This is a genomic window from Streptomyces sp. NPDC088554, from assembly GCF_044752945.1.
GTDB lineage: Bacteria > Actinomycetota > Actinomycetes > Streptomycetales > Streptomycetaceae > Streptomyces.
In genome coordinates this window covers 51,470-76,747 of the sequence record NZ_JBIVMF010000024.1, presented here as the reverse complement: position 1 = coordinate 76,747, position 25,278 = coordinate 51,470, and the positions used below count along the sequence as shown (strand labels likewise).

Annotated in this window: 28 protein-coding genes; 10 read left to right on the top strand and 18 right to left on the bottom strand. The window is 68.6% G+C overall.

Annotated features, from left to right (window positions below; translation table 11 throughout):
- Nucleotides 1-45 precede the first annotated feature (45 nt).
- Nucleotides 46-831, top strand: a complete 786-nt coding sequence (locus tag ACIP8W_RS25360; protein WP_401956117.1) for a SigE family RNA polymerase sigma factor — start codon at nucleotides 46-48, stop codon at nucleotides 829-831.
- Between the two features lie 256 nt (nucleotides 832-1,087).
- Here ACIP8W_RS25360 and ACIP8W_RS25355 read toward each other — a convergent pair whose 3' ends face one another.
- The gene (locus ACIP8W_RS25355) at nucleotides 1,088-1,729 is read right to left on the bottom strand and encodes a uridine kinase (protein WP_401956118.1); all 642 of its coding nucleotides are present in this window, start codon (nucleotides 1,727-1,729) and stop codon (nucleotides 1,088-1,090) included.
- 197 nt (nucleotides 1,730-1,926) lie between these two features.
- Between ACIP8W_RS25355 and ACIP8W_RS25350 the strand changes: the two genes are divergently transcribed.
- On the top strand, nucleotides 1,927-2,340 hold the full coding sequence (locus ACIP8W_RS25350) for a hypothetical protein (protein WP_401956119.1): 414 nt from the start codon (nucleotides 1,927-1,929) through the stop codon (nucleotides 2,338-2,340).
- A gap of 68 nt (nucleotides 2,341-2,408) precedes the next feature.
- On the opposite strand, the gene ACIP8W_RS25345 is transcribed toward ACIP8W_RS25350, so the two are convergent.
- Genes ACIP8W_RS25345 through deoC form a run of 3 tightly spaced genes read right to left on the bottom strand, consistent with a single transcriptional unit; the run spans nucleotide 2,409 to nucleotide 5,776 of the window.
- Entirely contained in the window at nucleotides 2,409-3,323 is a 915-nt protein-coding gene (locus ACIP8W_RS25345; RefSeq protein WP_401956120.1) for an aldehyde dehydrogenase family protein, read from the bottom strand.
- Entirely contained in the window at nucleotides 3,316-4,821 is a 1,506-nt protein-coding gene (locus tag ACIP8W_RS25340; RefSeq protein WP_401956121.1) for an aldehyde dehydrogenase family protein, read from the bottom strand. The genes ACIP8W_RS25345 and ACIP8W_RS25340 overlap by 8 nt, the downstream gene beginning before the upstream one ends.
- A gap of 7 nt (nucleotides 4,822-4,828) precedes the next feature.
- Entirely contained in the window at nucleotides 4,829-5,776 is a 948-nt protein-coding gene (gene deoC, locus ACIP8W_RS25335) for a deoxyribose-phosphate aldolase (RefSeq protein ID WP_401956215.1), read from the bottom strand.
- Between the two features lie 215 nt (nucleotides 5,777-5,991).
- Between deoC and ACIP8W_RS25330 the strand changes: the two genes are divergently transcribed.
- Nucleotides 5,992-6,591 (top strand): PH domain-containing protein, encoded by a 600-nt coding sequence (locus tag ACIP8W_RS25330; protein ID WP_401956122.1) that lies wholly within the window; start codon nucleotides 5,992-5,994, stop codon nucleotides 6,589-6,591.
- 622 nt (nucleotides 6,592-7,213) lie between these two features.
- Here ACIP8W_RS25330 and ACIP8W_RS25325 read toward each other — a convergent pair.
- Nucleotides 7,214-7,480: a hypothetical protein gene (locus ACIP8W_RS25325; RefSeq protein WP_402204719.1), complete on the bottom strand. Its 267-nt coding sequence runs from the start codon at nucleotides 7,478-7,480 to the stop codon at nucleotides 7,214-7,216.
- Nucleotides 7,481-7,917: 437 nt separating this feature from the next.
- Here ACIP8W_RS25325 and ACIP8W_RS25320 point away from each other — a divergent pair, with 437 nt between their 5' ends.
- Nucleotides 7,918-8,658, top strand: a complete 741-nt coding sequence (locus ACIP8W_RS25320; protein WP_402204717.1) for a GntR family transcriptional regulator — start codon at nucleotides 7,918-7,920, stop codon at nucleotides 8,656-8,658.
- A 358-nt stretch (nucleotides 8,659-9,016) separates the two neighbouring features.
- On the opposite strand, the gene ACIP8W_RS25315 is transcribed toward ACIP8W_RS25320, so the two are convergent.
- Nucleotides 9,017-9,301 (bottom strand): hypothetical protein, encoded by a 285-nt coding sequence (locus ACIP8W_RS25315; protein WP_401956123.1) that lies wholly within the window; start codon nucleotides 9,299-9,301, stop codon nucleotides 9,017-9,019.
- 14 nt (nucleotides 9,302-9,315) lie between these two features.
- Nucleotides 9,316-9,765: an SPASM domain-containing protein gene (locus ACIP8W_RS25310; RefSeq protein WP_402204715.1), complete on the bottom strand. Its 450-nt coding sequence runs from the start codon at nucleotides 9,763-9,765 to the stop codon at nucleotides 9,316-9,318.
- A 338-nt stretch (nucleotides 9,766-10,103) separates the two neighbouring features.
- Here ACIP8W_RS25310 and ACIP8W_RS25305 point away from each other — a divergent pair, with 338 nt between their 5' ends.
- Nucleotides 10,104-11,066, top strand: a complete 963-nt coding sequence (locus ACIP8W_RS25305) for a D-alanyl-D-alanine carboxypeptidase family protein (RefSeq protein ID WP_402150513.1) — start codon at nucleotides 10,104-10,106, stop codon at nucleotides 11,064-11,066.
- Nucleotides 11,067-11,190: 124 nt separating this feature from the next.
- Here ACIP8W_RS25305 and ACIP8W_RS25300 read toward each other — a convergent pair whose 3' ends face one another.
- Both ACIP8W_RS25300 and ACIP8W_RS25295 read right to left on the bottom strand, forming a co-directional pair.
- Nucleotides 11,191-11,667: a hypothetical protein gene (locus ACIP8W_RS25300; protein WP_401956126.1), complete on the bottom strand. Its 477-nt coding sequence runs from the start codon at nucleotides 11,665-11,667 to the stop codon at nucleotides 11,191-11,193.
- A 2-nt stretch (nucleotides 11,668-11,669) separates the two neighbouring features.
- Nucleotides 11,670-12,110 carry an ATP-binding protein gene (locus tag ACIP8W_RS25295; RefSeq protein ID WP_401956127.1) on the bottom strand — a complete coding sequence of 147 codons (441 nt, stop codon included), beginning with the start codon at nucleotides 12,108-12,110 and terminating at the stop codon, nucleotides 11,670-11,672.
- 222 nt (nucleotides 12,111-12,332) lie between these two features.
- On the opposite strand from ACIP8W_RS25295, the gene ACIP8W_RS25290 reads away from it, so the two are divergent.
- The 4 genes from ACIP8W_RS25290 to ACIP8W_RS25275 all read left to right on the top strand — a co-directional run bounded on the left by ACIP8W_RS25290 (nucleotide 12,333) and on the right by ACIP8W_RS25275 (nucleotide 14,491).
- A complete protein-coding gene (locus ACIP8W_RS25290; protein ID WP_402150516.1) occupies nucleotides 12,333-13,202 on the top strand; it encodes a helix-turn-helix domain-containing protein in 870 nt (289 codons plus the stop codon).
- Nucleotides 13,199-13,435, top strand: coding sequence for a DUF397 domain-containing protein (locus ACIP8W_RS25285; protein ID WP_402150519.1), 237 nt, complete (start codon nucleotides 13,199-13,201; stop codon nucleotides 13,433-13,435). Before ACIP8W_RS25290 ends, ACIP8W_RS25285 begins: the two co-directional genes overlap by 4 nt.
- A gap of 21 nt (nucleotides 13,436-13,456) precedes the next feature.
- Complete coding sequence (locus ACIP8W_RS25280) at nucleotides 13,457-13,693, top strand: DUF397 domain-containing protein (RefSeq protein WP_401956130.1); 237 nt, start codon at nucleotides 13,457-13,459, stop codon at nucleotides 13,691-13,693.
- Nucleotides 13,694-13,873: 180 nt separating this feature from the next.
- Entirely contained in the window at nucleotides 13,874-14,491 is a 618-nt protein-coding gene (locus ACIP8W_RS25275; RefSeq protein WP_401956131.1) for a TetR/AcrR family transcriptional regulator C-terminal domain-containing protein, read from the top strand.
- A 30-nt stretch (nucleotides 14,492-14,521) separates the two neighbouring features.
- Here ACIP8W_RS25275 and ACIP8W_RS25270 read toward each other — a convergent pair whose 3' ends face one another.
- From ACIP8W_RS25270 to ACIP8W_RS25230, 9 genes are all read right to left on the bottom strand, one after another.
- Complete coding sequence (locus ACIP8W_RS25270; RefSeq protein ID WP_401956132.1) at nucleotides 14,522-15,223, bottom strand: NAD(P)-dependent oxidoreductase; 702 nt, start codon at nucleotides 15,221-15,223, stop codon at nucleotides 14,522-14,524.
- 175 nt (nucleotides 15,224-15,398) lie between these two features.
- Nucleotides 15,399-16,436 carry a hypothetical protein gene (locus tag ACIP8W_RS25265; protein WP_401956133.1) on the bottom strand — a complete coding sequence of 346 codons (1,038 nt, stop codon included), beginning with the start codon at nucleotides 16,434-16,436 and terminating at the stop codon, nucleotides 15,399-15,401.
- The gene (locus tag ACIP8W_RS25260; RefSeq protein ID WP_401956134.1) at nucleotides 16,433-17,260 is read right to left on the bottom strand and encodes a hypothetical protein; all 828 of its coding nucleotides are present in this window, start codon (nucleotides 17,258-17,260) and stop codon (nucleotides 16,433-16,435) included. Before ACIP8W_RS25260 ends, ACIP8W_RS25265 begins: the two co-directional genes overlap by 4 nt.
- Nucleotides 17,257-18,261, bottom strand: a complete 1,005-nt coding sequence (locus ACIP8W_RS25255) for a hypothetical protein (RefSeq protein WP_401956135.1) — start codon at nucleotides 18,259-18,261, stop codon at nucleotides 17,257-17,259. Before ACIP8W_RS25255 ends, ACIP8W_RS25260 begins: the two co-directional genes overlap by 4 nt.
- A 15-nt stretch (nucleotides 18,262-18,276) precedes the next feature.
- Nucleotides 18,277-19,608 carry a hypothetical protein gene (locus ACIP8W_RS25250; RefSeq protein WP_401956136.1) on the bottom strand — a complete coding sequence of 444 codons (1,332 nt, stop codon included), beginning with the start codon at nucleotides 19,606-19,608 and terminating at the stop codon, nucleotides 18,277-18,279.
- Entirely contained in the window at nucleotides 19,605-19,961 is a 357-nt protein-coding gene (locus tag ACIP8W_RS25245) for a WXG100 family type VII secretion target (protein ID WP_401956137.1), read from the bottom strand. The genes ACIP8W_RS25250 and ACIP8W_RS25245 overlap by 4 nt, the downstream gene beginning before the upstream one ends.
- A 240-nt stretch (nucleotides 19,962-20,201) precedes the next feature.
- Nucleotides 20,202-21,869 carry a phospho-sugar mutase gene (locus ACIP8W_RS25240; RefSeq protein WP_401956138.1) on the bottom strand — a complete coding sequence of 556 codons (1,668 nt, stop codon included), beginning with the start codon at nucleotides 21,867-21,869 and terminating at the stop codon, nucleotides 20,202-20,204.
- A 116-nt stretch (nucleotides 21,870-21,985) separates the two neighbouring features.
- Nucleotides 21,986-22,822: a purine-nucleoside phosphorylase gene (locus ACIP8W_RS25235; RefSeq protein WP_401956139.1), complete on the bottom strand. Its 837-nt coding sequence runs from the start codon at nucleotides 22,820-22,822 to the stop codon at nucleotides 21,986-21,988.
- Nucleotides 22,823-23,003: 181 nt separating this feature from the next.
- Nucleotides 23,004-23,441: a gamma-glutamylcyclotransferase gene (locus tag ACIP8W_RS25230; RefSeq protein WP_401956140.1), complete on the bottom strand. Its 438-nt coding sequence runs from the start codon at nucleotides 23,439-23,441 to the stop codon at nucleotides 23,004-23,006.
- A gap of 272 nt (nucleotides 23,442-23,713) precedes the next feature.
- On the opposite strand from ACIP8W_RS25230, the gene ACIP8W_RS25225 reads away from it, so the two are divergent.
- A complete protein-coding gene (locus tag ACIP8W_RS25225; protein ID WP_401956141.1) occupies nucleotides 23,714-25,150 on the top strand; it encodes an NAD(P)H-quinone dehydrogenase in 1,437 nt (478 codons plus the stop codon).
- The last annotated feature ends 128 nt before the right edge of the window (nucleotides 25,151-25,278 follow it).

The following is a 25,278-nucleotide window of genomic DNA, read 5'->3' as shown; positions in this document are numbered from 1 at the left end:
TTGGCACACGGAACGAAGCAGACTCCAACCGACGGGGGGCGCGGGATGAACGCACTGCACGGCACCACCTCAAGCGCAGTGATCACGCGTCTTCACGATGTACGGAGCAGCGAGAAGTCCGGCGCCGTGAACGGGCGGGGGTGCGTTCGCGGTGCCGGGCGTCAGCACACGCCGTCGTACCGGGCGATGGCTGACGCCACCCAGATACTCCAGGCGCCCAGCACGGGCATCGGGGGAGTCGCGTACGGGGAGGGCACGGGGGAGCGGACGCTCCGGACGGCCACGGGGGCAACGGGGGAGCGGGGGGACGCCGAAGCGGCGTTCACCGCTTACGTCCAGGAGCGCCGAGCCTCCCTGTACGCGACTGCGTACCACCTGACCGGCGACCGGTTCGAGGCCGAGGACCTGCTCCAGAGCGCCCTCTTCTCGACGTACCGGGCCTGGGACAGGATCAGCGACAAGGCCGCGGTCGGGGGCTATCTCCGCCGCACCATGACCAATCTGCACATCAGCGCCTGGCGCAGGCGCAAGCTCAACGAGTACCCGACGGAGGAGTTGCCGGAGACGGCGGGCGACACCGACGCGATGCGCGGCACGGAGCTGCGCGCGGTGCTCTGGCAGGCGCTCGCGCGCCTCCCCGAACTCCAGCGCACGATGCTCGTCCTGCGCTACTACGAGGGCCGCACCGATCCCGAGATCGCGGACATCCTCGACATCAGTGTCGGCACGGTGAAGTCGAGCATCTGGCGGTCGCTCCGCCGGCTGCGCGAGGACGAGGTCCTCAGCTTCGGCCGTGACGAGGAAGAGTCCTTCGGCGAACTGGTCGCCTGAGGGCAGGGGGAAAGCAAGGCCCGCTGTCTTGGGGGAGGCGGCGGGAGTACGGGGAAGGCAAGGCCCGCTGTCTTGGGGGAGGCGGCGGGAGTACGGGGAAGGCAAGGCCCGTCGTCTCGGGGGAGGCGGCGGGAGCACGGAGAACGGGGATCACGGGGGATCACCGGAAGAAGCGGGACCACGCACAGGCCTGGGGGGTCTTGTGAGGTCCCGCTTCTTCATATGCCTTTCATGCGCCGCCGTGTCCGCGTGCTTTCTACGCGCCGCTCGTGGTGGGGGTGACGTCCTCCGTCGTACGGGCAGCCGCCGCGGTGATACGGTCCAGCGCCTCCGCCTTGTCGCACGGGTGCGCGCCGAGCGCGGTCTGCCGCGCGACGATCGCGCGCTCCGCCCGCATCAGCCGCCACCCGCGCCTCAGCAGGAACGGCACCGACTTGCGCCCCTCGCGCAGATCGCGCAGGAGCCGCCGCCGGAAGGTGGTCGAGGGGCGCCCCCGCAGACAGAGCGCGTCGGCCAGCACCCCCAGCTCCCGGCAGCGCGCGACGATGTCGGCGGCGAAGATGCCCTCCGCGAGGAAGACCGGGGCGTCCCCGAGGCCGAGAACCTCCGTGTCCACGCGCGCGCTGGTGGAGATGGAGTAGACGGGGACGGTCGTACGGCCCGTACGGCACAGCTCCACGACCGCCGCGACGGCGGCGTCCGTGTCCCAGGACAGGGGGGAGTCCCAGTCGATGTCCGTACTGCCGGGGACCAGGGGCAGCGTCGGGTCGTCGCCCTCTTTGTAGAAGTCGTCGAGCCGCAGCACGGGCAGCCCGGTGCGGGCGGCGAGGGACGACTTGCCGGAGCCTGAGGGGCCCGTGATCAGTACGACTCGGGACGCGAATATGGGAGAGCTCACGGGACACCAGTGTGAGCCATACGCCTGTGAAGTGAACCCCCGGGGAACAGAAGGGCGAGTTCTGTGGTCCTCCGCGGTCGGTTTGGCGGGTTTGGTGGTATCGGGCGCGGGGATTCAACTACGCTGCGTGGCGTTCTGATGACGCACGCGACCCGCCGGTCGCGTACGAGACCCACCGGCCCAGGCAGGAAACCCCCATGGCACGTCACGCAGCTCCCCCTCCCCCGCGCCGCACTCTGCTGCGCGCCGGTCTGACCCTCACCGTGGGGGCCGCGGCGCTCGGTCTGGGCGGCGGCGCGGCCCAGGCGGCCCCGGTTCCGCTGCCGGCCTCCGGTACGTCCGACGCGCCGATCGTCGATATCCCGGTGGCGGGCCAGGCGGTCGGCACCGCCCTCGGCTACTCGGCCGCGGGGGCCCTGCGCCCGGTCAAGACCCTCAAGCTGAACCCCCTGGCCGGCACGGGCACCGACCCCCTGGACAACTCGGTGGGCACCCAGGTCGCCGACTTCAAGCCGATCTCCACCGCCATCGTCACCGACCCCCTCACCAGCGGCGGCGCCCTGAAGGACCTGCCCCTGGTGGGCGACGCGGTACGGCTGCTGCCGGGGTGAGCCGGACGCGGCAAGGCCCTGCCTCCCTTGGGTGAGGCAGGGCCTTGCCGTTCTGCGCTGCTTCGTGTCTAGTACGCCGAGCCCGACGCGCCCAGGGAGCCCGTCGGGTGCCAGACCGTCTTCGTCTCCAGGAAGGCCGTCAGGCGGTGCGTGCCCGGGTCGGCGGTCCAGGACTCGGGGTGCGGGCGGCGTACCCGCTTGAGGTTGTCGGCGGCGGCGATCTCCAGCTCCTTGGCGAGCGCCTCGTCCGCGCCGGTCAGGTCGATGCCGTTGACGTCCTGGTGCGCGGCGAGGGGGGCCGCGATCTCGGCGGTCCCGCCGGAGAGGATGTTGACCACCCCGCCCGGGAGGTCGGACGTGGCCAGCACCTCGCCCAGGGACAGCGCGGGCAGCGGGGACTTCTCGCTCGCGACGACGATCGCGGTGTTGCCCGTCGCGATCACCGGGGCGATGACCGAGACCAGGCCCAGGAAGGACGAGTCCTGAGGGGCCAGGACCGTGACGACACCGGTCGGTTCGGGGGTGGAGAGGTTGAGGAACGGGCCCGCGACCGGGTTGGCCCCGCCCACGATCTGGCCGATCTTGTCGGTCCAGCCCGCGTACCAGACCCAGCGGTCCACCGCCGCGTCCACGACCGCCGCCGCCCTGGCCTTCGACAGGCCCTCGGCCTCGGCGACCTCCCGTACGAACTGCTCCCGGCGGCCCTCCAGCATCTCGGCGACGCGGTAGAGGATCTGGCCGCGGTTGTACGCCGTCGCGCCCGACCAGCCGCCGAACGCCTTGCGGGCCGCGACGACCGCGTCACGGGCGTCCTTGCGGGACGACCGGGGGGCGTTGGCCAGCCAGGATCCCTTGGAGTCCGTCACCTCGTACACCCGGCCGCTCTCGCTGCGGGGGAACTTGCCCCCGACGTACAGCTTGTAGGTCTTGAAGACGCTCAGCCGCTGCTCGGTCTTGTCGGTCTTGTCGGTCTTCTCAGACATCGAGGTACGCCTCCAGGCCATGGCGGCCGCCCTCACGGCCGTAACCCGATTCCTTGTAGCCGCCGAAGGGCGAGGTCGGGTCGAACTTGTTGAACGTATTGGCCCAGACGACGCCCGCCCGGAGCTTGTTCGCCACCGCGAGGATGCGGGAGCCCTTCTCCGTCCAGATGCCCGCCGACAGGCCGTACTGCGTGTTGTTGGCCTTGGCGACCGCTTCGTCCGGCGTACGGAACGTCAGCACGGACAGCACCGGACCGAAGATCTCGTCGCGCGCGATGGTGTGGGCCTGGGTGACGTTGGTGAAGACCGTCGGCGCGAACCAGTAACCGGCGGACGGGAGTTCGCACGTGGGCGACCAGCGCTCCGCGCCCTCCGCCTCGCCCGCGTCGGCCAGCGTCCGGATACGGGCCAGCTGCTCGGCGGAGTTGATCGCGCCGAGGTCCGTGTTCTTGTCCAGCGGGTCGCCGACGCGCAGGGTGGACAGCCGCCGCTTGAGTGCGTCCAGCACCTCGTCGTGGACCGATTCCTGTACGAGGAGACGGGAGCCCGCGCAGCAGACCTGGCCCTGGTTGAAGAAGATGCCGGTGACGATGCCCTCGACGGCCTGGTCGACGGGGGCGTCGTCGAAGACGATGTTCGCGCCCTTGCCGCCCAGCTCCAGGGTGGCCTTCTTGCCCGTACCGGCGATCGCGCGCGCGATGGCCTTGCCCACGGCGGTGGAGCCGGTGAAGGCGACCTTGTTCACGTCCGGGTGGCCGACGAGGGCCGCGCCCGTGCTGCCGTCGCCCGTGACGATGTTGACGACGCCCCGGGGCAGCCCCGCCTGACGGCAGATGTCCGCGAAGAAGAGCGCGGAGAGGGGGGTGGTCTCGGCGGGCTTGAGGACGACCGTGTTACCGGTGGCCAGCGCCGGGGCGATCTTCCACGCGAGCATGAGCAGCGGGAAGTTCCACGGGATGATCTGACCGGCGACGCCCAGGGGGCGGGGGTTCGTACCGCCTCCTCCTTCTGCCGTCCTCCGGCCGAACCCCGCGTGGTCGAGCTTGTCGGCCCAGCCCGCGTAGTAGAAGAAGTGCGCGGCGACCAGTGGGAGGTCCGCGTCGCGGGTCTCCTTGATCGGCTTGCCGTTGTCGAGCGTCTCCAGGACGGCCAGCTCGCGCGAGCGCTCCTGGATGATCCGCGCGATACGGAACAGGTACTTGGCCCGCTCCGCGCCCGGCAGCGCCGACCACTTCACGAACGCCCGGCGGGCGGCCTTCACCGCGCGGTCCACATCGGCGTCGCCGCCCTGCGCGACCTCGGACAGGACCTCTTCGGTGGACGGGCTGACCGTCTTGAAGACCTTGCCGTCGGCCGCCTCGGCGAACTCGCCGTCGATGAACAGCCCGTACGAGGGGGCGATGTCGACGACCGAGCGGGACTCGGGGGCGGGCGCGTAGACGAACGGGTTCGGGCGGGTGCTTTCGGACGCGCCCTGGGGTGTGTTCTCGGATGCCATGTCTGCCTCAGTCCACCGTGACGTAATCGGGGCCGGAGTACCGGCCGGTGCTGAGCTTCTGACGCTGCATCAGCAGGTCGTTCAGCAGGCTGGAAGCGCCGAAGCGGAACCAGTGGTTGTCCAGCCAGTCCGCGCCCGCCGTCTCGTTGACCAGCACGAGGAACTTCAGCGCGTCCTTGGTGGAGCGGATGCCGCCGGCCGGCTTCACCCCGATGCGCACCCCGGTCTGCGCGTGGAAGTCGCGTACGGCCTCCAGCATCAGCAGGGTGTTCGCCGGAGTGGCGTTGACCCCGACCTTGCCGGTCGACGTCTTGATGAAGTCCGCCCCGGCGACCATGCCCAGCCAGGAGGCGCGCCGGATGTTGTCGTACGTGGACAGCTCGCCGGTCTCGAAGATGACCTTGAGCCGGGCGGCGCCCGCGACCTCGCGGACGGCGCGGATCTCCTCGTACACCTTCAGGTAGTGCCCCGCGAGGAAGGCGCCGCGGTCGATGACCATGTCGATCTCGTCTGCACCCGCCGCGACGGCGTCACGGGTGTCCGCGAGCTTCACACCCAGGGCGGCACGGCCCGCGGGGAACGCGGTGGCCACGGAGGCGACCTTCACGCCGGACCCGGCGAGGGCGGCGGCAGCCGTCCCGACCATGTCCGGATAGACGCAGACGGCGGCGGTCGCGGGCGTCGTACGGTCGGTCGGGTCGGGGCGCAGGGCCTTGGCGGAGAGCGCCCGGACCTTGCCCGGGGTGTCCGCCCCCTCGAGGGTCGTCAGGTCGATCATGGAGATGGCCAGGTCGATGGCGTACGCCTTGGCCGTGGTCTTGATCGAACGCGTGCCGAGCGATGCCGCGCGGGCCTCCAGGCCGACGGCGTCCACGCCGGGCAACCCGTGGAGGAAGCGGCGCAGTGTGCTGTCGGACGCGGTCACGTCAGCGAATGCGGGAGTGATGGTGGGCATGGTCACCAGATGAGCATATCTACGCGCGTAGCGGCCTGTACAGGGGGTGTGAGGTTGCGCGGAGGGACCGTTCCCGAGGGGTGGGGGGAGCGAGAGGGGGCGTGAGGGCTGGGGCGGGGTGGGGCGGGGGGTCTGAGGGTGCGCCTCCGGGCGCCGGGGGCGCGGCTGGGGACGCAGGCGGGACGTGGCTGGGGACGTGCGGCAGAATCGTACGTATGACGAGCCCCGCCGAGCAGCCACCCGCCGAGCCGACCTACGCCGACCGCGTCTACCGGTCGGCGAGCGGAATCATGGGCGGCGCGCTGCTGCTGGCGATCGTCCTGTGGCTCGGCGGCGACGCGCTCTTCCGGGGCGAGGGGAGCACGCCATGGCTGGCACTGGCCGGGCTGCTCTTCGCCGTACCGCTGGTGGTGGCGTTCACGCTGCGCCCGGCGGTGTTCGCGGGCGCCGACCAGCTCCGCATCCGGAACCCCTTCCGGACGATCGTGCTGCCGTGGGCCTCGGTGAAGGACGTACGGGCCACGTTCTCGGTCGAGGCGTTCACGGAGGACAGCGGGAAGTTCCAGCTCTGGGCGGTCCCGGTCTCACTGCGCCAACGCAAGCGCGCGAACCGCCGGACGGGGGGCGGCGACCGGGCCGAGGTCTCCCAACTGGCCCAGGCGGACCGTACCGTCGCCGAACTCCGCGACCTGTCCGAACGCTCGTCCACCCGCCCTTCGGCGCAGGGCGAGCCGGTGGTGCGCTGGGCGTACGAGGTGATCGCACCGGCGGCGGCGGGGCTGGTGGTCCTGATCGTGCTGCTGGTGGTGGGGTGACAGGGGCGGCTGGGGCTGCCGGGGCGCCGGCCCATGAGGCTGACTGGGTCCACTGTTGGGCCGTGCTTTGTGCCTGTGTGCCCTGGGGCCCGGCGAGTGACTGCGTCCCTCCAACGCGCATGTGGATAACCGCGCCGTAGCGCGAAGACAGGGACAGGGACAGAGGCGGATCCGGGGCCGAGCACTGGGGCAGGACGGTCAGGCGTCCGTTGAGTACGTGGGTACCGTGCTGGTGGGAGTGGTCATCATCGTGCTGCCTGCTGCCTGCTGCCTGCTGCCTGCTGCCTGCTGTCGAGCGGGGTCGGGACGTCGGCGAGGAGACGGCGCGAGCGAGGCTGGATGCCGGGTTTTGATCCTTCAGGGGGTGAACCGGAAGTTAGCCGTGGACACCATCGTCCGTACCGGTGCTCCCCGCGCGGGCGGGGGTGAACCGGACTGGGTCCTCTTCTTCGCGAGGTCGACCACGTGCTCCCCGCGCGGGCGGGGGTGAACCGCCGTACGCGACAACCACATCGTTGCCGTAGTTGTGCTCCCCGCGCAGGCCGGGGCGGATCGGAACTTGGCGAGCAGGGCGAACAGGTCAAGTTCGCTCTGCTCACTGACCAGGAGTTACATCCTTCGGTCAGCCCCCGAGAACGGCTTCCCGGGCAGCGCGTGACCAGATGGACTGCTGGCGGGTGGTGAAGCCCATTCGGTTCCAGTGGGAGAAGACGTGCCGCGCGAGGATGCCCCGTACGCCGAGGCCGAGTTCTCCGCTTTCCGCGGCATCCGCGAGGGCCCGTCCGTTGCGTTCCAGTGCCTCTGTCCAGGGGCGTACAGGAGCGAGGGCGTCGGTGTCGAGAAGTGGTCGGGCATCGGCCAGAAGGAGACCGCGCAGGGGAGCTGCCATGGCGCTGACCTGCTCTGGTGTTACGCCATGGCGTCGCGCATCTGCTGTTCTGTGGTGGCCTGTTGGCCGGTCGCAGTGGCCGTGCCGGGGACGTTGTCCACGTGTGGTCTCCTCCCTCGGCGCTCTTGCGCCGAGCGTGGTCTGAGCGGATGGTGCCGGGCGCGGGGTGGAAAACTGCCCGACGGCCCGATCCGTCACATCAGGAACGCCGGGGGCCGTTTGGGTCCGTCCACGACCCCGAAGTCGCTCAACTCCCGGACGAAATATGAGAACTAGGAGGAATGGGATCGCTACAGACAGGGATCTTCGGTACTCATGGCCACTCCGCATTCACCTTCGGTAGTGAGCTAGTCCGAGGTTAGGGAGTGAGCTAGCCCAGTGCAATCCCCTGCGAGTGAACTAGCTCAAAAGCGTGAATCTGTGGGACGCTCGCCCCCATGACAACGCCAAACCTCCGTATCGCTGAGTGTTACCGGCAGCAGATCCGAGACGGCAACCTGCGCCCAGGCGACCGGCTGCCCAGCGTCCGAGAAATGGCCGAGGAACACGGCGCGGCCACCGCCACCGTCCGCGCCGCCATGGGCTGGCTCCGCATCGAGGGATGGATCGTCACCACGCAACGGGGCTCCTACGTCGCCGACGAGGCCACCAACACCGCGGCCCCCGCCGACCGCCTGGAACGCATCCGGCGCACCGGGAACACCCTGGGGCAGGGCGAGACGAAGCGGGTGACGTTCGCCGCGCTGATCGTGCCGCCGCTGTACGTGGCCGAACTCTTCGACCAGGACCCGGCCGAGCAGGTGATCCGCCGGGAGTACATCATCGGCTCGGGCAGGAAACGGCTCTCCTTCGAAGTGGACTGGTACCCCAAGTCATTCGCGGCACAGGTGCCCGACCTCGTCAGCACCGCTCCTGGCGCGGCGACCCCGAACCACGCGGGTATCGGCAACGACCTGCTGGCCCGGATCGAGGCGGCGACCGGACGAGCGGTGACCCACGGCCGTGACGCCATGCACAGCCGGCCGGCGGACCAGCGCGAGGCGACCACACTAGGCATCGCCCCGGGCGATCCCGTCCTCGCCGGTGCGCACGAATGGTCCGACGATCGGGGCGTGATCGTTTACGGCGAGTGGTGCTTGCCGCAGGGGCTGACCATCGGGTACGAGTACAAGATCTGACGCCGGACAAGCGTCCCGGCTCAACGGACCGGACCAGCGAGGCGCTTCGCCCCCCGGCAGCTGTCGCGACCCGCTTGCCGTTCTCCAGCGACAGTGCGGCGCGACGGCGCGACGCGCGGGATTCCGATGGGGGTACGGGGTACGTCCTGGGCAGTACGGGCGAGCTGGACGCTGGGTTCTGATTCTTCAACCAGCGGTGCGGGAAGGGATTCTGGCACTATGAGGGCGCCGAGGAAGGGCAACGGTCGAGAAACGGCAAACCTCTTCTGAAGGCCCAGGTCAGGAAGAGCGCTCCCCGCGCAGGCGGGGGTGAACCGAGCCCCAGCCGCCATGGCGGCGGCCGGGGCCCGCCGTCAACTTAGACGTTCTGCGGCGCCTTCTCGCGCAGTGCGGACAGCCTGTCCTGGTAGACCTGTTTGGCGAAGAACGTGCCTTCTTCGTGCGTGGCGGCGCCCTCCTCGATCAGGTGGTGGGCCACGGCCTTCATCTCGGCCGCCCAGAGCATGGCGTGCTGGTAGCCGTTCTGTCCGCACTCGCGAGGCTCACCCGGCAGACACAGGGGCAGGTGTTCAGGGCCGATCTTGTTCACCGCGTGGCGCACGTATCGTGCGATGTGCAGCCACTCTTCCTCGGTCCGCGCCATCGCTCCTCCAACGCTCACATCGGGTCAGGAGTGCCGATGGTAGCCGCTTCGCCGCCCGCCTCGGCGGTCTTCGGGTCGCAGGCGGAGAAGGACGGTGGGCACGGGCCGCACGGGCCGCACATGGGCAGGAACTGGGGCGGCGTGCACGACTGGAGATCGTCGGCGGGTGCTTCCTCGATGGCCTTCCGCGCCGCCGCAGTGCCGCTGCTCGCCCAGATGTCCGCCAGCGGCTGTTCCTTCACGTTCCCGAGCGTGATGAAGCGGCCGAGGACGCACGGCCACACGCGGCCCTCGGGGCCGATGGCGACCTTGCCTCGCGCGCAGTGCCCGCACAGATCATCGACCGTGGGCCGAGCGCCGAGACTGCCCCGTCCGAACGCGCGGGTACGGTCGGTGCTCACGTTGGTCAGGCCCAGGCTTTCCAGATCGCGGAACGCCTCCTCGGTGCGCTGACCGTTCTGCACCGTGATGATGCAGCCGCGCAGCCTCAGCCCAAGTGCCTGGGCCCGTTCTTCACCGGGGCGTGCTCCCCGCGCGGGCGGGGGCTGCCACGCCCCGCGATCTCACTCTTCCTCGGGCCCATGGTCGGGCGGGAGGTGGAACGAAGCTGGGCTGAGGCGCGGGTGGTTCAGTCGTAGTGGCATCCGTCCAGCCGGGCGATCGGGCCGGTGTGCCTGTCGTTACCAAACCGGCGCACTTCCGAGCAGTGATTGATGATATTTGCCCCTGTTGGATCGGGGTACGCCTGTGCGATTCTCTTTGGTCCACCGGTGTACGGAGCCGGTCCTGAGAACGGGAAATCATGCACGGCAAGCAGGACAAATCGGTCGCCTCCCACCGTCGTAGGACGCCCACCCGGCGCCGGTTCCTCGGGCTGGTCGCAGCCGGGGCGGCCGCGGTCGGGGTGGCCGGGGTCGGCCGGGCGGCGCTTGCCGCGGACCCGGCGCGGACGTTCCAGTCGCAGGCGGAGATCGACAGTCGTAAGGAGGCCGTCGCGAAGATCCTGAACGCCGCCGACCCGACGGCCGTCGGGGCTTGGATCACCGGCACGGGGGCTGCCCCCGACACGATCAAGGCGGAGCTGGACGCGCAGGTCAACGCCCTGGCCGACGCTGCGGCAGCCGGTCTGGGCGTGGCCCGCGACACGGTCATTGTCTCCCGGGTGCGTACCGCGGCGACACAGCGCACGATATGGGACCGCAAGTACGATTTCCTGCGCACCGGTTCGGGCGGCGCCGGCACCTTCGGCATCATCGTCGACGAGGTGCGCGCCAAGTACCCCACCGAGCTGGGCACGGAACCGCAGTGGGACCCGGACAAGGACTCCCACCGCTCGGTATGGGAGGCCCTGACCTCGGAGGAACGCCAGATCGAGATACTCCGTACGTCGACGGCGCCCGGTGTCTCGCGCCACCACCTGGGCTCCGACGCGGACTTCTTCAACACGACGCCGCAGGACTGGGCGGACGGCGGCCCCGAGGCGGCCAACTACGCCTGGCTGCGCGCGAACGCGGCCGGCCATGGCTTCCTCCAGACCTATACGGCCGAGTCGACCAAGGACAAGCCGGCGATCAGCGAGGAGCGTTGGCACTGGTCCTACGCCCCGGTCTCCGAAGCGGTCCTGGACTACATCCGCGCGAACCAGGACGTGATCGGCAACTCGCTGGACACACAGTGGAGTTACGACCCCACGCGGTTCACGTACATCAGGGCGAACTGGCACAACTACATGTTCCACGTAAACGAGAAGGCGTACTTCGGCTGAGCCGCCCCGGCGCTCGTCGCGCGTCGCCGTCCAGCGGTCGGCCGTTGACCGATCGCTGGACGGTACCCGGGGCCCGGCCCACTCCGTCCCCGGTCGGGTCCAGCTCGTACGTACGGCCGCTGCTTCAACAGAGCGGTCGGGCGCTGAAGCGTTCACCGCAGATCAGGTACGCCGTGCGGCCTGTGCGCCAGGCCTCGTGGGCCGAGTGGATGCGGTCGTGTTCCGGGGCGGGGCAGAGTGTGTTCGTCTCCTGGAGCGTTGCCCATCGGTACGGAGCCGGTCCGGGGTCCGTACCGATGGGGATCTCGCCGCCCTTGAAGACGACGTCGATGCCCTCCGCCTCCGTCACGCCTCTGGGTACGTGGTCCACGACCAGGATCTCCTCCGGCGAAGTGGCCGGGAGGCCCGTTTTCCGCACCATCTCACGCATGAATGCCTCGTGCATGAACTCGTCCGTCTCGGTGTCGCCCCCGGGTAGCCTCCACCGGTCCTCGTCGTACGTGAGGAGGACGCTCAACCGGCCGTTGACGTGCCGCGTGAAGAATCCCGCAACTCCCGTACGGCGCCGGGGCGTCAGGCTCCGGTCGAGTTCGAGGCACATGCTCACCGCTCCTCTGCGGTCGAGGGGCGATGGGCGACCCCTTCTCGCGTACATGAGTTCGTCCGCACCTGGAAAACCAGGCCCTTGCCGGTCAGCGTTCTGACCACCGACCACCCCGGTGCGAGGGCGTCGAGCAACTCCAGGCCCCTGCCGTGCTGGTCCCACACCCCGCGCGAACTCCGCTCGGGCGCAGTCTCGCTCCGGTCGTGCACCTCGACCTGGACGGCCCCGTCGTACGGCGCGTGGCAGATCAGGTCGAACCCGTCGCCGCCCGCGTGCAGCACGGCGTTGGTGGCGGTCTCGCTGACCAGCAGTTTCACGGCGTCGTGGTCCACCCACGGGAACGGCGCGTACGCACGGGCCGCTATGGCACGCGCCAGGGATACGGCGACCGCCGTACAGGGGTAGCGCTCGACTGCCAGGACGTAACCATGTCGACCCATGACCATGCCTTTCGGGGCGCAGGACGAGGACTACACACCGCAGTTGTTCGTGCTCAGGGTGTGCGTGATTGAGTGTGGTGTGTACTCACGGGTGTACGCAAGCCAGTCCTTGGGATTCACTCCTGAGGGGGTGTTGTGGTTCGTCGTCGCGCTACCCTGACGGCAGGGGAAAGTCAGCAGGTGAAGCCCGTTTGGGCCGCGACTCCAAGGAGCGAAGTGTCAGTGAGCGGCAACGTCAACGCTGTTACCGCCCTTCGGGAGTTCGGTGACGAACTGCGACGCCTGCGGGTGGGGGCCGGGTTCGGGACCCAGGCGTCGGCGGCGGCGAAGCTCAAGTGCTCGCAGAACAAGGTCAGTTACGTCGAGGGTGGCAAACGGTGGCCGGACGACGACCTGCTCAGGAAGATGTTCCGCGTGTACGGAGTGGACGCGCCCCAGCAGGCCGTGATCAGGGCCGCGATCCGGGAGGGGCAGGCCCTTGATCGTCCATGGTGGGATACGGCCGCCTACCGGGATGTTTTCCCCAGCACGGCCTTCAAACTTTTCGCTTTGGAAGAAGCGGCTGAAACCATCTGGGTTCACTCCGGAAACTATGTGCCGGGACTCTTTCAGACGCGGGGCTATATCGAGGCGCTTATTGAATTCGGCCTGAAGGCCGAAAGTGCCGCGCATCGCAGAATGTTCACCGATGCCCGACTCAAGAGACAGCGGGTTCTGGTGAGGGAGTGCCCGCCCGCAGTCAACGCCGTTGTCCTTGAGGCCGCGCTTCACGTTGTTGTCGGTGGGCCTGATGTTATGCGGGAGCAGCTCGGGCAGCTTCGTGCTGCTGCTCAGCGCCCCAACGTTTCGCTTCGGGTGGTTCCCTTCTCGGCGGGCGCTGCTGCGACAATGGGGGCGCCGTTTCAGGTCTACGACTTCCCGGGAACCGAAAACCGCAGCATCGCCATTCGTGAGACTTCACGTAGCGATGAGGTTGCAGACGAAGTCGGTGAAGTTGAGCGGATGCGCGGCCAGTTCGCGGATTTGGCCGCAGTTGCTTGCAGTCCGGAAATGTCCCTGCAACTTCTGGAAGAGATCGAGAAGGAACTGTGAACCGCGAAAAAGATGACCTCTATGCTGCCCCGCTTGATGGTAAGTGGGTAAAGTCCAGCCGAAGTGGTGGCAACGGTGCCGCCTGCGTGCGCGTCATGAAGATAGAGGGTGGCGCCGCGCTTGACGATTCCAAGAGTCCCGGTCGTCCCGCTCTGCGGTACACGGATGAGGAGATGCGTGCTTTCATCCTGGCTGCCAAGGACGGCGAGTTCGACTTCCTGCTTGGTTCTTAGTGATCCGGAGGTGTCTGTGCTGTGAGCCGAGAAAAAGATGACCCCTATGCTGCCCCGCTTGATGGTAAGTGGGTCAAGTCGAGCCGAAGCGTCGGTAACGGTGCCGCCTGCGTGCGCGTCATGAAGATAGAGGGTGGCGTCGCGCTTGACGATTCCAAGAGTCCCGATCGCCCCGCCCTCCGCTACACCGACGAGGAGATGCGCGCTTTCATCCTGGCTGCCAAGGACGGCGAGTTCGACTTCCTGCTCGATAGCTGATCGGGCACGGCTGCGCAGCCGTGCAGCCGCGCAGGCCGCAAGGGGGGGATCCGTATGATGCCCCGAGGAAAAGGGAGGGCGAGCATCATCGCGGGCAAACCACGGGGTGGCGGTCGTGCGAGTGGTGGTGGGGCCGGGAATGTCTGGCTTCGGCCGGTCTCGGCGCGTAGCGAGCCGCCGTTGAGCAGGGAGCGCATCGTCGAGGCGGCGGTTGGGCTGCTGGACGACGAGGGGCTGGAGCGGCTGACCATGCGTCGGCTCGCGGAGCGTCTCGGGGTGGGGGCCACGACGCTCTACTGGCACGTCGACACCAAGGACGATGTCATCGATCTGGCGATCGACGCCATCTTCGCCGAGGCCCGGCTGCCCGAGGGGGCGGGCGGTTGGCGGGAGAGTGTGGTGGTGCTGCTCTCCGGGTGCAGGGCGATGCTCCTGCGCCATCCGTGGTCCGCCGCGCTGCCCTTGCGGCGGCGGCCCATGGTCGGGCCCAACTTCCTTGCCTGGATGGAGTTCTTCCAGGCGACGCTGGTGCGGGCCGGGTTCGGGCGGCAGGAGGTGCGGGCCGCCTGCTGGCTGCTGTACAGCCACGTACAGGGTTCTGCGGGAAGCCAGTCCAGCATTTGCTGGTCGGATGCGGAACGTACCGCTGCCCAGGAGCGGTTGAGCGCGCACCAGGACCGGTATCCGACGCTCGCGGCGGGTGACTACATGCTCGACGACGCCTGGGAGCAGAACTTCCGGCTCGGCCTGAAGTACGTACTCGACGGCCTGGAAGCCCAGGTCGCGGCTGTCGGGTGAGACAGCCGCGACCCTGGAAGCCCCCTGCGCTCAGCGGTTGTTGCCGAGGTGCAGAGCCTCCTTCGCGAAGACCTTGAGGTAACTCGGCACGCCCTGCGTGGTGATGACCTCGACCACGGAACCGGCGTTCCGGCTGTCCGCCGTCATCCGTACCAGCGCGTCCGCGAGGTCCTTCCGCGAGGTGAACCAGCCGGGGTGCCGGCGCTCGCTGACGATGTAGTCGGTCGTGACCGTGGCGTCGAAGAGGCCGGCGGGGCGGATGACCGTCCAGTCCAGGTCGCTCGCCCGGACCAGCTCCTCCATGCGGCCCGCGTCCTCGTACAGCGTCCGTCCCATCTTGAGCAGCAGTGGCACGATCACCTTCCGGAACATCAGGGACTCGCCGGGGGCGTCCTCGTAGTTCACCCCGATCGAGCTGACGCAGACCAGGCGCCGGACGGCGTGGGAGCGCATCGCCCCGATGATGTTGGCGATGCCCTCCGAGTACACGGTCACGGGCTCCTTGGTGTACGGCACGCCCACCGTGGACATGACCGCGTCGTGACCGGCCACCACGCGGTCCACCGACCCGGCGTCCTTGACGTCCGCCTCGACCACCCGCAGTTCCGGGCCGCTGAGTGGAAACGCGTCCGGTCGGCGCGTCACCGCGGTGACGGAGTGGCCCTCGGCCAGCGCCTGTTCGGTGGCCAGTTGTCCGGTCGGGCCGTTCGCGCCGAAGATGACCAGTTTCATGTGTCCTCCTGTGCGGAGCCGTTGATTCATCACGCACAAGGCGAAGGTACAGACCTCACTCGAACATTGGTCTAGTAGCCCGTACGTTGATCCGGTGCCAGATCAATGTACCAACGGAGCAAGGGAGTTCAGCGGCCAGGGCGGGGAGAGGGCGCCGCTCCGGGATTCCTGCGGCCTACGCCTGCGGCCCGCTCGTACTGTTCCTGCTGAAGACCGTCAGGTGTCCGTAGTCGGTACGTGTCACGGCGTCGGCCCCTGAGGGCGGCGCACCCAGGTCCGGGGTGATCGCGACGCTGTCCGGGAAGGGCTGCCCGGACGGCCAGGCGTGGTCGACGACGAGCGCGTCCCAGGCGTCGGGTGAGGTGCGTCCCGCGCGGTCGAGAACGAAACCCCGGCAGTCGTCCCGGAACGAGTCCAACGCCTGCACCAGCGCGGCCACCACCTCCTCGCGCTCCGGCTCCAGCAGGCCGGTGAGGTCATGGACCACCGCTGTCGTGGTGTCGTCCAGCCGGCGGACCCGAACGACCGGGGAGGTATCGGTATCGAACCACAGGTGGAGGGCGACCTCTCCGTCGCCGGGGTCGGCCAGGAGAGCGACCACATCGGGCTCGCTACGCATGGACCGGGAGAACTCATTGCCCTCGCGGGTGCCGGAGAGGAACATGTCATCGGTAAAACGGTCACGCGGGTCCAGCCCAACAGACTTCAGGGCTCTCAGCAGACGGCCCCAAGTCTGCACGGTCAGATCCGACAGATACCAGGAGAAGAAACCTGTAATTTCCGTACTTCCCCTGGCGGCTTGAAAAGCGGACGGACCGAAAACATCATTAAAAATTTCCACGACACGAGCATGCGGAACCGTGGGGGGAGTGTAATTCGAGGCGCGGATATCCGTCAGGAAATCTTCCGGCAATTCCACATGATATCGGCGGACGTAATATTCGAGTTCGACAGGCCATAGCCAGGTGCCATCGGTGACAAGCGATCCGGCTCCAGGGATCCATTCGTCATCCGAAATTACATCACGGTCCGCTCCCATGGTGCTATAAATCTCGACACTTGACGACATGTATTCCAGGGTCTGCGACTCGTCGTGTAGTGCATGAGACCGAACATCGTCATGAATGGATGGGGCCGAGTCGTCCGGATTCTGCGGATTGAACTCTCGGTAGAACCCGATTCGCTTGATCATCACGTTTCCGTTGTTTGTCATTTGGTCATTGGTAGGAAGATGCGCCAGTACCCATTTTCGCCGATGCTGGGTATCTGATTCGTGCCGCCCTCGGCGGATGTCCCCACTTTATTGGTCGGAGCCGTCACCGGCACCCCCAGGTCGTTGGCCACACTCTGGCCGAGCGGAAGTTCTACGGAGTTCGGGGCGGCGTAGCCGGAGTGGCACGAGATCAGGCGTACCGGGCCGCCATCGTAATTCGGATTGCTGCGGATGGCGTCCGAAATGTGGGTCGGGTGCACTTGGAAATCCATGAGAATCTTTCCCGAACTGTTCACTCGGCCAGGCAGGAACACTCCCGTGTTCGTGCCATGAATAACGACGTCATGTTTTCCTGGTAGGCGGGCGACGCGGCGCATGTTGGCCAATGTTTTTCCATCGCATCCGATGGTTGTGACCTGTTTTCTGAAGTAAACGGGATCCCCTGATATGAGCGCGTGATCGCCCGGAATTTTCGGCGGAACGGGTGTTGTCGATGCCTCGCTCCGAAACAGGTCCCACGTGCGCCGTTTCCCCATGTCGTCGAGTACAAGGGAGGTGCGGCCGATTCCCGCGAGGTTCGGGTTCGCGATTCCGATGGGGATTTCCTGCGCGAGGAGGTTGGAGAGGCCCCCCGCTTCACCAGCGGCACGTGAAAAACCGGCCGCACCCCCGAACGCCCCGCCGAACGCACCGCCGTAAATGCCTGCCTGCTCCACCGAGTCGAGGCTGAAGCCGTCCTGGAGGCCCGTCGCCATTCTGAGCGGTTGAGCGACCGCGAGGTCGACGGTGATGCCCTCGATCGCGCCGAAGGCGATGCCGGTCAACGTGGTCGCGTCCTGCTGAAGACCGTCAGGTGTCCGTAGTCGGTACGTGTCACGGCGTCGGCCCCTGAGGGCGGCGCACCCAGGTCCGGGGTGATCGCGACGCTGTCCGGGAAGGGCTGCCCGGACGGCCAGGCGTGGTCGACGACGAGCGCGTCCCAGGCGTCGGGTGAGGTGCGTCCCGCGCGGTCGAGAACGAAACCCCGGCAGTCGTCCCGGAACGAGTCCAACGCCTGCACCAGCGCGGCCACCACCTCCTCGCGCTCCGGCTCCAGCAGGCTGGCGAGGTCATGGACCACCGCTGTCGTGGTGTCGTCCAGCCGACGGACCCGTACGACTGAGGAGGTGCTGGCGTCCAACCACAGGTGGAGGGCGACCTCTCCGTCACCGGGATCGGCCAGGAGTGCGGCCACATCGGGTGCGCCGCTCACGGGCCGTGGGTACTCATTCTCTCCGGGACCGGAGAGGAACATTTCGTCGGTAAGCCGATTATGGGTGTTCAGTCCAACGGACTTCAGCGCCTCCAGCAGCCTTCCCCAGTGCTGGGTATTCAGATCGGACATGTACCAGGAGAAGAAACCCGGATTTTCCGCATCGTTTCTGGCCGCTTGAAAAGCGGACGGGCCGAAAACGTCATTATAAATCTCCGCGACCCGGTCGTGCGGAACCGTGGGTGCGCTGTAATTCGAGGAGCGGACATCCGTCAGGAAATCTCCCGGCAATTCCACATGGTAGCGGCGGACGTAATATTCGAGTTCGACAGGCCATAGCCAGGTGCCATCGGTGACAAGTGATCCGGCTCCAGGGATCCATTCGTCATCCGAAATGACATCACGGTCCGCTCCCATGGTGCTATAAATCTCGACACTTGACGACATGTATTCCAGGGTCTGCGACTCGTCGTGTAGTGCATGAGACTGAACATCGTCATGAATGGATGGGGCCGAGTCGTCCGGATTCTGCGGATTGAACTCTCGGTAGAACCCGATTCGCTTGATCATCATGTTTTCCGCTATCTGTCATTTGGTCATCGGTAGGAAGGTGCGCCAGTATCCGTTATTGCCGATGCCGGGTATCTGATTCGTGCCATTGTCGGCAGATGTTCCAACTTTATTGGTCGGAGCCGTCACCGGCACCCCCAGGTCGTTGGCCACACTCTGGCCGAGCGGAAGTTCTACGGAGTTCGGGGCGGCGTAGCCGGAGTGGCACGAGATCAGGCGTACCGGGCCGCCATCGTAATTCGGATTGCTGCGGATGGCGTCCGAAATGTGGGTCGGGTGCACTTGGAAATCCATGAGAATCTTTCCCGAACTGTTCACTCGGCCGGGCAGAAATACCCCTCTGTTCGTACCGTGAATGACGACGTCATGTTTTCCGGGAGCAGGGGCGACGCGGTATGCGTTGGCCAATGTTTTGTCATCGTATCCGATGGTAGTGCTCCGCTTGTTGAAGTAAACGGGATCCCCTGATATGAGCGCGTGATCGCCCGGAATTTTCGGCGGAACGGGTGTTGTCGATGCCTCGCTCCGAAACAGGTCCCACGTGCGCCGTTTCCCCATGTCGTCGAGTGCAAGGGAGGTGCGGCCGATTCCCGCGAGGTTCGGGTTCGCGATTCCGATGGGGATTTCCTGCGCGAGGAGGTTGGAGAAGCCCCCCGCTTCACCAGCGGCACGTGAAAAACCGGCCGCACCCCCGAACGCACCCCCGAACGCCCCGCCGTAAATGCCTGCCTGCTCCACCGAGTCGAGGCTGAAGCTGTCCTGGAGGCCCGTCGCCATTCTGAGCGGTTGAGCGACCGCGAGGTCGACGGTGATGCCCTCGATCGCGCCGAAGGCGATGCCGGTCAACGTGGTCGCGGTGATGGTGGCGACAGTCGCGGATACGGTGACGCCGAGCCCGGCGGCGATTTCGATGATGGCCGCGGTGGCGGCCGCGGAAGCCGCGGCGGAAGTGCCGAAGGTGAACACCGCGAGCCCCACACCGGCGGCGATGACCGCGGCCGCGATGCCGATCTCGGTCCAGAGAAGCTCAATGGCCTCGTCGACGGCGTCGGCGAATTCTTCGAGCGCCTTGGCCATGGCTCGGGCGGCGGTGGCCGTGTCGTCCAGCCACCCCACGCCTTCGCTCTTGTGGTAGCGGGCCCAGAAGATCTGGAACGCGTCGACCGCCTCACCCTTGTTGTTGAGGATGATCGAGCCGGCTTTGCCGTTGACCGGCCCGATGACGTCGTCCACCGCGTCGGCGAAAGTCCGCCACGCCTTCGCAGCCGAACGGAGAGTGCCGGAGTTGGCATCCGGCCACCACATGCCGGCCTTCAGGAGAAGGTCCTTGGCGATGTCCTCGACGCTCACTCGGGGTCCTTGTCCCCGTCCGCGCCGGCCACCGCCACCTTGGTGAACATGCCTTCGACGAGCTTGTCGTCGTCCACGTAACCGTCGGCCATGTCGGTCATGGCGGCGTGGATGCTCCGCAGACCGAGCACCAGGATGCCGACGCCTTTCTCTATCTCCGTGCGCTTCGGCGAGTACGCGTCCCCGAACTTCTGGCCCTGTTCGTCGTCTCCCCAAGGCGAACCCAGCGCGTCCAGCGACTTCTTGAGTGCCTTCGCCGCATCACCGAGAGCCTTGCTCTGCTCCTGGAACGTCGGCGCCGCCTTCTTCAGGTCCTGGGTCGAGATGTCCAGGACCTTGCCCTTGTCGCTCATGGCTTCCTTCCCCGTTGCCATTCGGAAGGTCACGACGCTACTCGATCAGCCACGGAGGGAGCCGTCTGCCGATGGGATCTGCCCAGGACCCGTTGTGGCTTCGGTGAACCGCGAGCTTCGCGGTCGGCGGCCTCGTACTGGCCGACCACCGTGGTCCTGGTCCACCGCTGGTCGATTCGGCAGGAAACCGGCCGCACCCGCACCCCCGGTGTGCGGCACCGTTCAGGCACGCTCCCCGCCTCAGATCCCCGCCGCCTCCGCCACGTCGTGCTTCAGCGCCGCCAGCAGCTCCGCGCCCGTGGCGCGGGCCGCCGGGAGGGTGGTCGCGTCGGTGACCGGGACCACGGCTTCCAGGTAGCACTTGAGCTTGGGCTCGGTGCCGCTGGGCCTGACGATCACGCGGGCCCGGTACGCGCCGTCGAGGTGGTAGCGGAGGCCGTCCGTGGGCGGCAGGGTCCGCGTACCCTCCGTCAGGTCCTCCGCCGAGACGACGGTCAGCCCCGCGAGGAGCGTCGGCGGGTGGTCGCGCAGGCGGCGCATGGCGGCGGCGATCAGGGAGAGGTCCTGGACGCGGACGGAGAGCTGGGCCGTGGCGTGCAGGCCGTGGGCGACGGCCAGGTCGTCGAGGAGGTCGGTCAGCGTGCGGCCGGACTCCTTCAGCTCCGAGGCGAGTTCGGCGACCAGCAGCGCCGCCGTGATGCCGTCCTTGTCGCGGACGCCCTCCGGGTCGACGCAGTAGCCGAGCGCCTCCTCGTAGCCGTACCGCAGCCCCTCGGCGCGGGCGATCCACTTGAAGCCGGTGAGGGTCTCCTCGTACCCGAGACCCGCCTTCCGCGCGATCCGGCCGAGCAGCGAGGACGAGACGATCGACTGGGCGAAGACGCCGGTCGCGCCCTTGCCGACGAGGTGCGCGGCCAGCAGCGCGCCCACCTCGTCGCCGGTCAGCATCCGCCAGCCGGAGTCGGCGTCCTCATCGGGCACCGCCACCGCGCACCGGTCCGCGTCCGGGTCGTTGGCGATGATCAGATCGGGCTGGACCCGGCGCGCCGTGGCGAAGGCCAGGTCCATCGCGCCGGGTTCCTCGGGGTTGGGGAAGGCGACCGTCGGGAACGCCGGATCGGGCTCGGACTGCTCCGGTACGAGTACGGGCGCCGGGAACCCCGCACGGGCGAAGGCGGCGAGGAGGGTCTCCGTACCGACGCCGTGCAGCGCGGTGTGGACGACCCGGGCGGTACGGGCGGTGCCGGGCGTCAGCACCGCGTCCGTACGGGCCAGGTAGGCCGTCAGGACCGCGTCGTCCAGCGTCTGCCAGCCGCCGTCGGGCCGGGGGACGTCCGCCAGCGCGCCGACCGCGTCGATCCCGGCCGCGATGTCGGCGTCGGCGGGCGGCACGATCTGGGAGCCGTCGCCGAGGTAGACCTTGTAACCGTTGTCCCGGGGCGGGTTGTGGCTGGCGGTGACCTCCACTCCGGCGACGGCGCCGAGATGCCGTATCGCGAAGGCGAGCACCGGCGTCGGCAGCGGGCGGGGGAGCAGGGCGGCGCGCAGCCCCGCGCCGGTCATCACGGCGGCGGTGTCGCGCGCGAAGTCGGCCGACTTGTAGCGGGCGTCGTACCCGATGACGACGAGCCCGTCGCCGTCCCCCCGCGCCTTCAGGTACGCGGCGAGCCCGGCGGCGGCGCGGATGACCACCGCGCGGTTCATCCGCATGGGCCCGGCGCCCAGCTCGCCGCGGAGCCCGGCCGTACCGAACTGGAGCGTGCCGGAGAACCGCTCGGCGAGCGCGTCGAGATCCCCGGCGTCGACGAGCGCGCCCAGCTCCTCGCGGGTCTCGTCGTCCGGGTCCTCGGCCTGCCAGGCCCTGGCCCGCTCGATGAGGGCCCGCTGCGTCGTCGTCACGTCCTGCATGGTGAGGTGCCTCCTGCGCCCGCTGCGTGGTGGGGATCGGTGTGGTGCGCGTACTCAGCCGCGTGGTGGCCTGCCGGCCGGTGCCCGCGCCCCGTACGTCGGACGCGGGCCCGTGCTCAGATGCGGTCCAGCACCCTGGCCAGCAGGGAGCCCATCCGCGTCGCCGAGTCGCGGCCCGCCCGGAGGACCTCCTCGTGGTTGAGGGGCTCGCCCGAGATGCCCGCCGCGAGGTTGGTGACCAGCGAGATCCCGAGGACCTCGGCGCCCGCCTCGCGCGCCGCGATGGCCTCCAGGACGGTGGACATGCCGACCAGGTGGCCGCCCATCGCGCGGACCATGTTGATCTCGGCGGGGGTCTCGTAGTGCGGGCCGGTGAACTGCGCGTACACGCCCTCTTCGAGCGTCGGGTCGATCTCCTTGCACAGCGCGCGCAGCCGCGGCGAGTACAGGTCGGTCAGGTCCACGAAGTTCGCGCCGATGATCGGGGAGACCGCCGTCAGGTTGATGTGGTCGCTGATCAGCACGGGCTGGCCGGGGCGCATGCCGTCGCGCAGACCGCCGCAGCCGTTGGTCAGGACGATGGTCTTGCACCCGGCGGCGACGGCGGTACGCACCCCGTGCGCGACGGCGGCGACACCGCGGCCCTCGTAGTAGTGCGTACGGCCCAGGAAGACCAGCACGCGCTTTCCGGCGATCTCGTACGAGCGGATGGTGCCGCCGTGGCCCTCCACGGCGGGCGCCGGGAAGCCCGGCAGCGCGGTCGCCGGGAACTCCGCCTCGGGCCGGCCGAGCGCGTCCCCGGCGGGGGCCCAGCCGGACCCCATCACGAGGGCGATGTCATGGGTCTCGGCGCCGGTCAGCTCGCGCAGCCGTGCGGCGGCGGCGTCGGCGGAAGCGAGGGGGTCGGCGGGGTCGCCGGCGTTGGCCTGGATAACAGATGCGTTCACGCGCATGAGGGTAGCCGGTTGTTTCCTACGCGCGTAGACCATGGGCCGAATGGTCCCGACATCGTTGCATTGTCGTTTCCGCCGCGGCTTGTGCCGGTGTCTCCGCGGGCCCCCGGGCCCGTCCGGCAGTCCCCGGGGCTCGTCCGGCGACCCCCGCCGTCCCGCCGTCCGTTCGCGCCGCGCCCGTTCAGCAGGGGCGCTTGCGCAGCTCCATCACGTAGTCGTGCGGCGCGCCCGCGGACTCCGCCGCGTCGGCCAGCTCGCCCAGATAGCGGGCGGAGGGCAGGCCGCCCTCGTACCCGTTCAGTACGTACAGCCAGGCCGGCTCCTCGCCGTCCAGGGTGTGTACGCGTACCCGCATCCGGCGGTAGATGTCGAGGCCGACACCCTCCCAGCGGTCCATCGAGTCCTCGTCCATCGGCGCGATGTCGTACAGCGCGACGAAGACCTGGGAGCGAGGGGCCTCCACGAGGGTGACCAGCGCACCCTCCCAGCCCATCTGCTCACCGCCGAAGGTGAGCCGCCAGCCGTTGAGCCAGCCGGTGCCTCGCAGCGGGGAGTGCGGGGCGCGGCGGGACATCAGCCGCGCGTCGAGGTTGCCGGCGTACGCGGCGTAGAGCGACATGCTGTCGAGGGTACGGGAGGTACGGGCGTGACCGCCGGTGCATCCGGCAAGGACCGCGCGCGGCCCTTCGGCGCGCGGCGGGTCGGGCCGTGCCCGGCGGAACGCGCGGGAGTCGGCCCGGGCCGGGCGGGTGGCGCCCCGGATGGAGGGCCCCGGGGCGAAGCCGCTTGAAGCGTGCGGGACAATGGAGTACGACTGCATCCCCCGGGGAACCCCCGGAACCCCGGCCGGGGTGGCAGACGGGCCGGGTAGACAACGAGGCGGACTTTTTCGTGACCCGGATCGTGATCATCGGCGGCGGACCCGGCGGCTACGAGGCGGCCCTGGTGGGCGCCCAGCTCGGCGCCGAAGTGACCGTTGTCGACTGCGACGGACTCGGCGGGGCTTCGGTGCTGACCGACTGCGTACCGTCGAAGACCCTCATCGCGACGGCCGAGGTGATGACCACCTTCGACTCCTCCTACGAGGAACTGGGCATCATCGTCGCGGACGACACTCCCTCCGAGAAGGGCGCGCGGGTCGTCGGGGTCGACCTCGGCAAGGTCAACCGACGGGTGAAGCGGCTCGCGCTCGCCCAGTCGCACGACATCACCGCCTCCGTCACCCGGGCGGGCGCCCGGGTGATGCGCGGCCGTGGCCGGCTCCAGGGGCGGCAGGCCGTGGACGGCTCGCGCCAGGTGATCGTGACCGCGGCGGACGGCAGCGAGGAATCGCTCACCGCCGACGCCGTACTGATCGCGACCGGCGCCCACCCGCGCGAGATCGTGGACGCGCAGCCGGACGGCGAGCGCATCCTGAACTGGACGCAGGTGTACGACCTCGACGAGCTGCCCGACGAGCTGATCGTGGTCGGCTCCGGTGTCACCGGCGCCGAGTTCGCCGGGGCGTACCAGGCGCTGGGCTCCCGCGTCACGCTCGTCTCCTCCCGTGACCGTGTGCTGCCCGGCGAGGACCCGGACGCCGCCGCCGTGCTGGAGGACGTCTTCCGGCGGCGCGGCATGAACGTCATGTCCCGCTCCCGCGCCGAGGCCGCGAAGCGGGTGGGCGACCGGGTCGAGGTCACCCTCGCGGACGGCCGGATCATCACCGGCACCCACTGCCTGATGGCGGTCGGCGCCATCCCCAACACGGCCGGGATGGGCCTGGAGGAGGCCGGCGTCCTGGTCAAGGACTCGGGCCACATCAGGACCGACCGGGTCTCCCGTACCTCCGCGCCCGGCGTCTACGCGGCGGGCGATGTCACCGGGGTCTTCGCGCTCGCCTCCGTCGCCGCGATGCAGGGCCGGATCGCGATGTACCACTTCCTCGGTGACGCGGTCGCCCCGCTCAACCTCAAGACGGTCTCCTCCAACGTCTTCACCGACCCGGAGATCGCCACCGTCGGCTACAGTCAGGCCGACGTCGACGCGGGCAAGATCGACGCCCGGGGCGTCAAGCTGCCGCTCCTGCGCAATCCGCGCGCCAAGATGCAGGGCATCCGGGACGGCTTCGTCAAGATCTTCGCCCGGCCGGGTACGGGCATCGTCGTCGGCGGTGTCGTCGTCGCCCCGCGCGCGAGCGAGCTGATCCACCCCATCTCGCTGGCCGTCGACAACAACCTGACGGTCGAACAGATCGCGAAAGCCTTCACGGTCTACCCGTCGCTGTCCGGGTCCATCGCGGAGGTCGCCCGGCAGCTGCACACCCGTAAGACCGGGGAAGAGGGCTGAGAGCCTGCCGGGTGAGGTAGGGCTTGCGGGGGTACCGCAAGCCCTTTCTGCCCTTTTCCATGGGGGGCTGTTGGCGTTGAGGGATCGCCTTATACCACCCTGGATGTTCGTTCGTGTGCAACTTCTGT

Coding starts and splice junctions, on each gene's coding strand:
- ACIP8W_RS25360 (WP_401956117.1), top strand. CDS start 46: ATGAACGCACTGCACGGCACCACCTCAAGCGCAGTGATCACGCGTCTT.
- ACIP8W_RS25350 (WP_401956119.1), top strand. CDS start 1,927: ATGGCACGTCACGCAGCTCCCCCTCCCCCGCGCCGCACTCTGCTGCGC.
- ACIP8W_RS25345 (WP_401956120.1), bottom strand. CDS start 3,323: ATGTCTGAGAAGACCGACAAGACCGACAAGACCGAGCAGCGGCTGAGC.
- ACIP8W_RS25340 (WP_401956121.1), bottom strand. CDS start 4,821: ATGGCATCCGAGAACACACCCCAGGGCGCGTCCGAAAGCACCCGCCCG.
- deoC (WP_401956215.1), bottom strand. CDS start 5,776: ATGCCCACCATCACTCCCGCATTCGCTGACGTGACCGCGTCCGACAGC.
- ACIP8W_RS25330 (WP_401956122.1), top strand. CDS start 5,992: ATGACGAGCCCCGCCGAGCAGCCACCCGCCGAGCCGACCTACGCCGAC.
- ACIP8W_RS25325 (WP_402204719.1), bottom strand. CDS start 7,480: ATGGCAGCTCCCCTGCGCGGTCTCCTTCTGGCCGATGCCCGACCACTT.
- ACIP8W_RS25320 (WP_402204717.1), top strand. CDS start 7,918: ATGACAACGCCAAACCTCCGTATCGCTGAGTGTTACCGGCAGCAGATC.
- ACIP8W_RS25315 (WP_401956123.1), bottom strand. CDS start 9,301: ATGGCGCGGACCGAGGAAGAGTGGCTGCACATCGCACGATACGTGCGC.
- ACIP8W_RS25305 (WP_402150513.1), top strand. CDS start 10,104: ATGCACGGCAAGCAGGACAAATCGGTCGCCTCCCACCGTCGTAGGACG.
- ACIP8W_RS25300 (WP_401956126.1), bottom strand. CDS start 11,667: ATGTGCCTCGAACTCGACCGGAGCCTGACGCCCCGGCGCCGTACGGGA.
- ACIP8W_RS25295 (WP_401956127.1), bottom strand. CDS start 12,110: ATGGGTCGACATGGTTACGTCCTGGCAGTCGAGCGCTACCCCTGTACG.
- ACIP8W_RS25270 (WP_401956132.1), bottom strand. CDS start 15,223: ATGAAACTGGTCATCTTCGGCGCGAACGGCCCGACCGGACAACTGGCC.
- ACIP8W_RS25265 (WP_401956133.1), bottom strand. CDS start 16,436: ATGACAAACAACGGAAACGTGATGATCAAGCGAATCGGGTTCTACCGA.
- ACIP8W_RS25255 (WP_401956135.1), bottom strand. CDS start 18,261: ATGATGATCAAGCGAATCGGGTTCTACCGAGAGTTCAATCCGCAGAAT.
- ACIP8W_RS25245 (WP_401956137.1), bottom strand. CDS start 19,961: ATGAGCGACAAGGGCAAGGTCCTGGACATCTCGACCCAGGACCTGAAG.
- ACIP8W_RS25240 (WP_401956138.1), bottom strand. CDS start 21,869: ATGCAGGACGTGACGACGACGCAGCGGGCCCTCATCGAGCGGGCCAGG.
- ACIP8W_RS25235 (WP_401956139.1), bottom strand. CDS start 22,822: ATGCGCGTGAACGCATCTGTTATCCAGGCCAACGCCGGCGACCCCGCC.
- ACIP8W_RS25230 (WP_401956140.1), bottom strand. CDS start 23,441: ATGTCGCTCTACGCCGCGTACGCCGGCAACCTCGACGCGCGGCTGATG.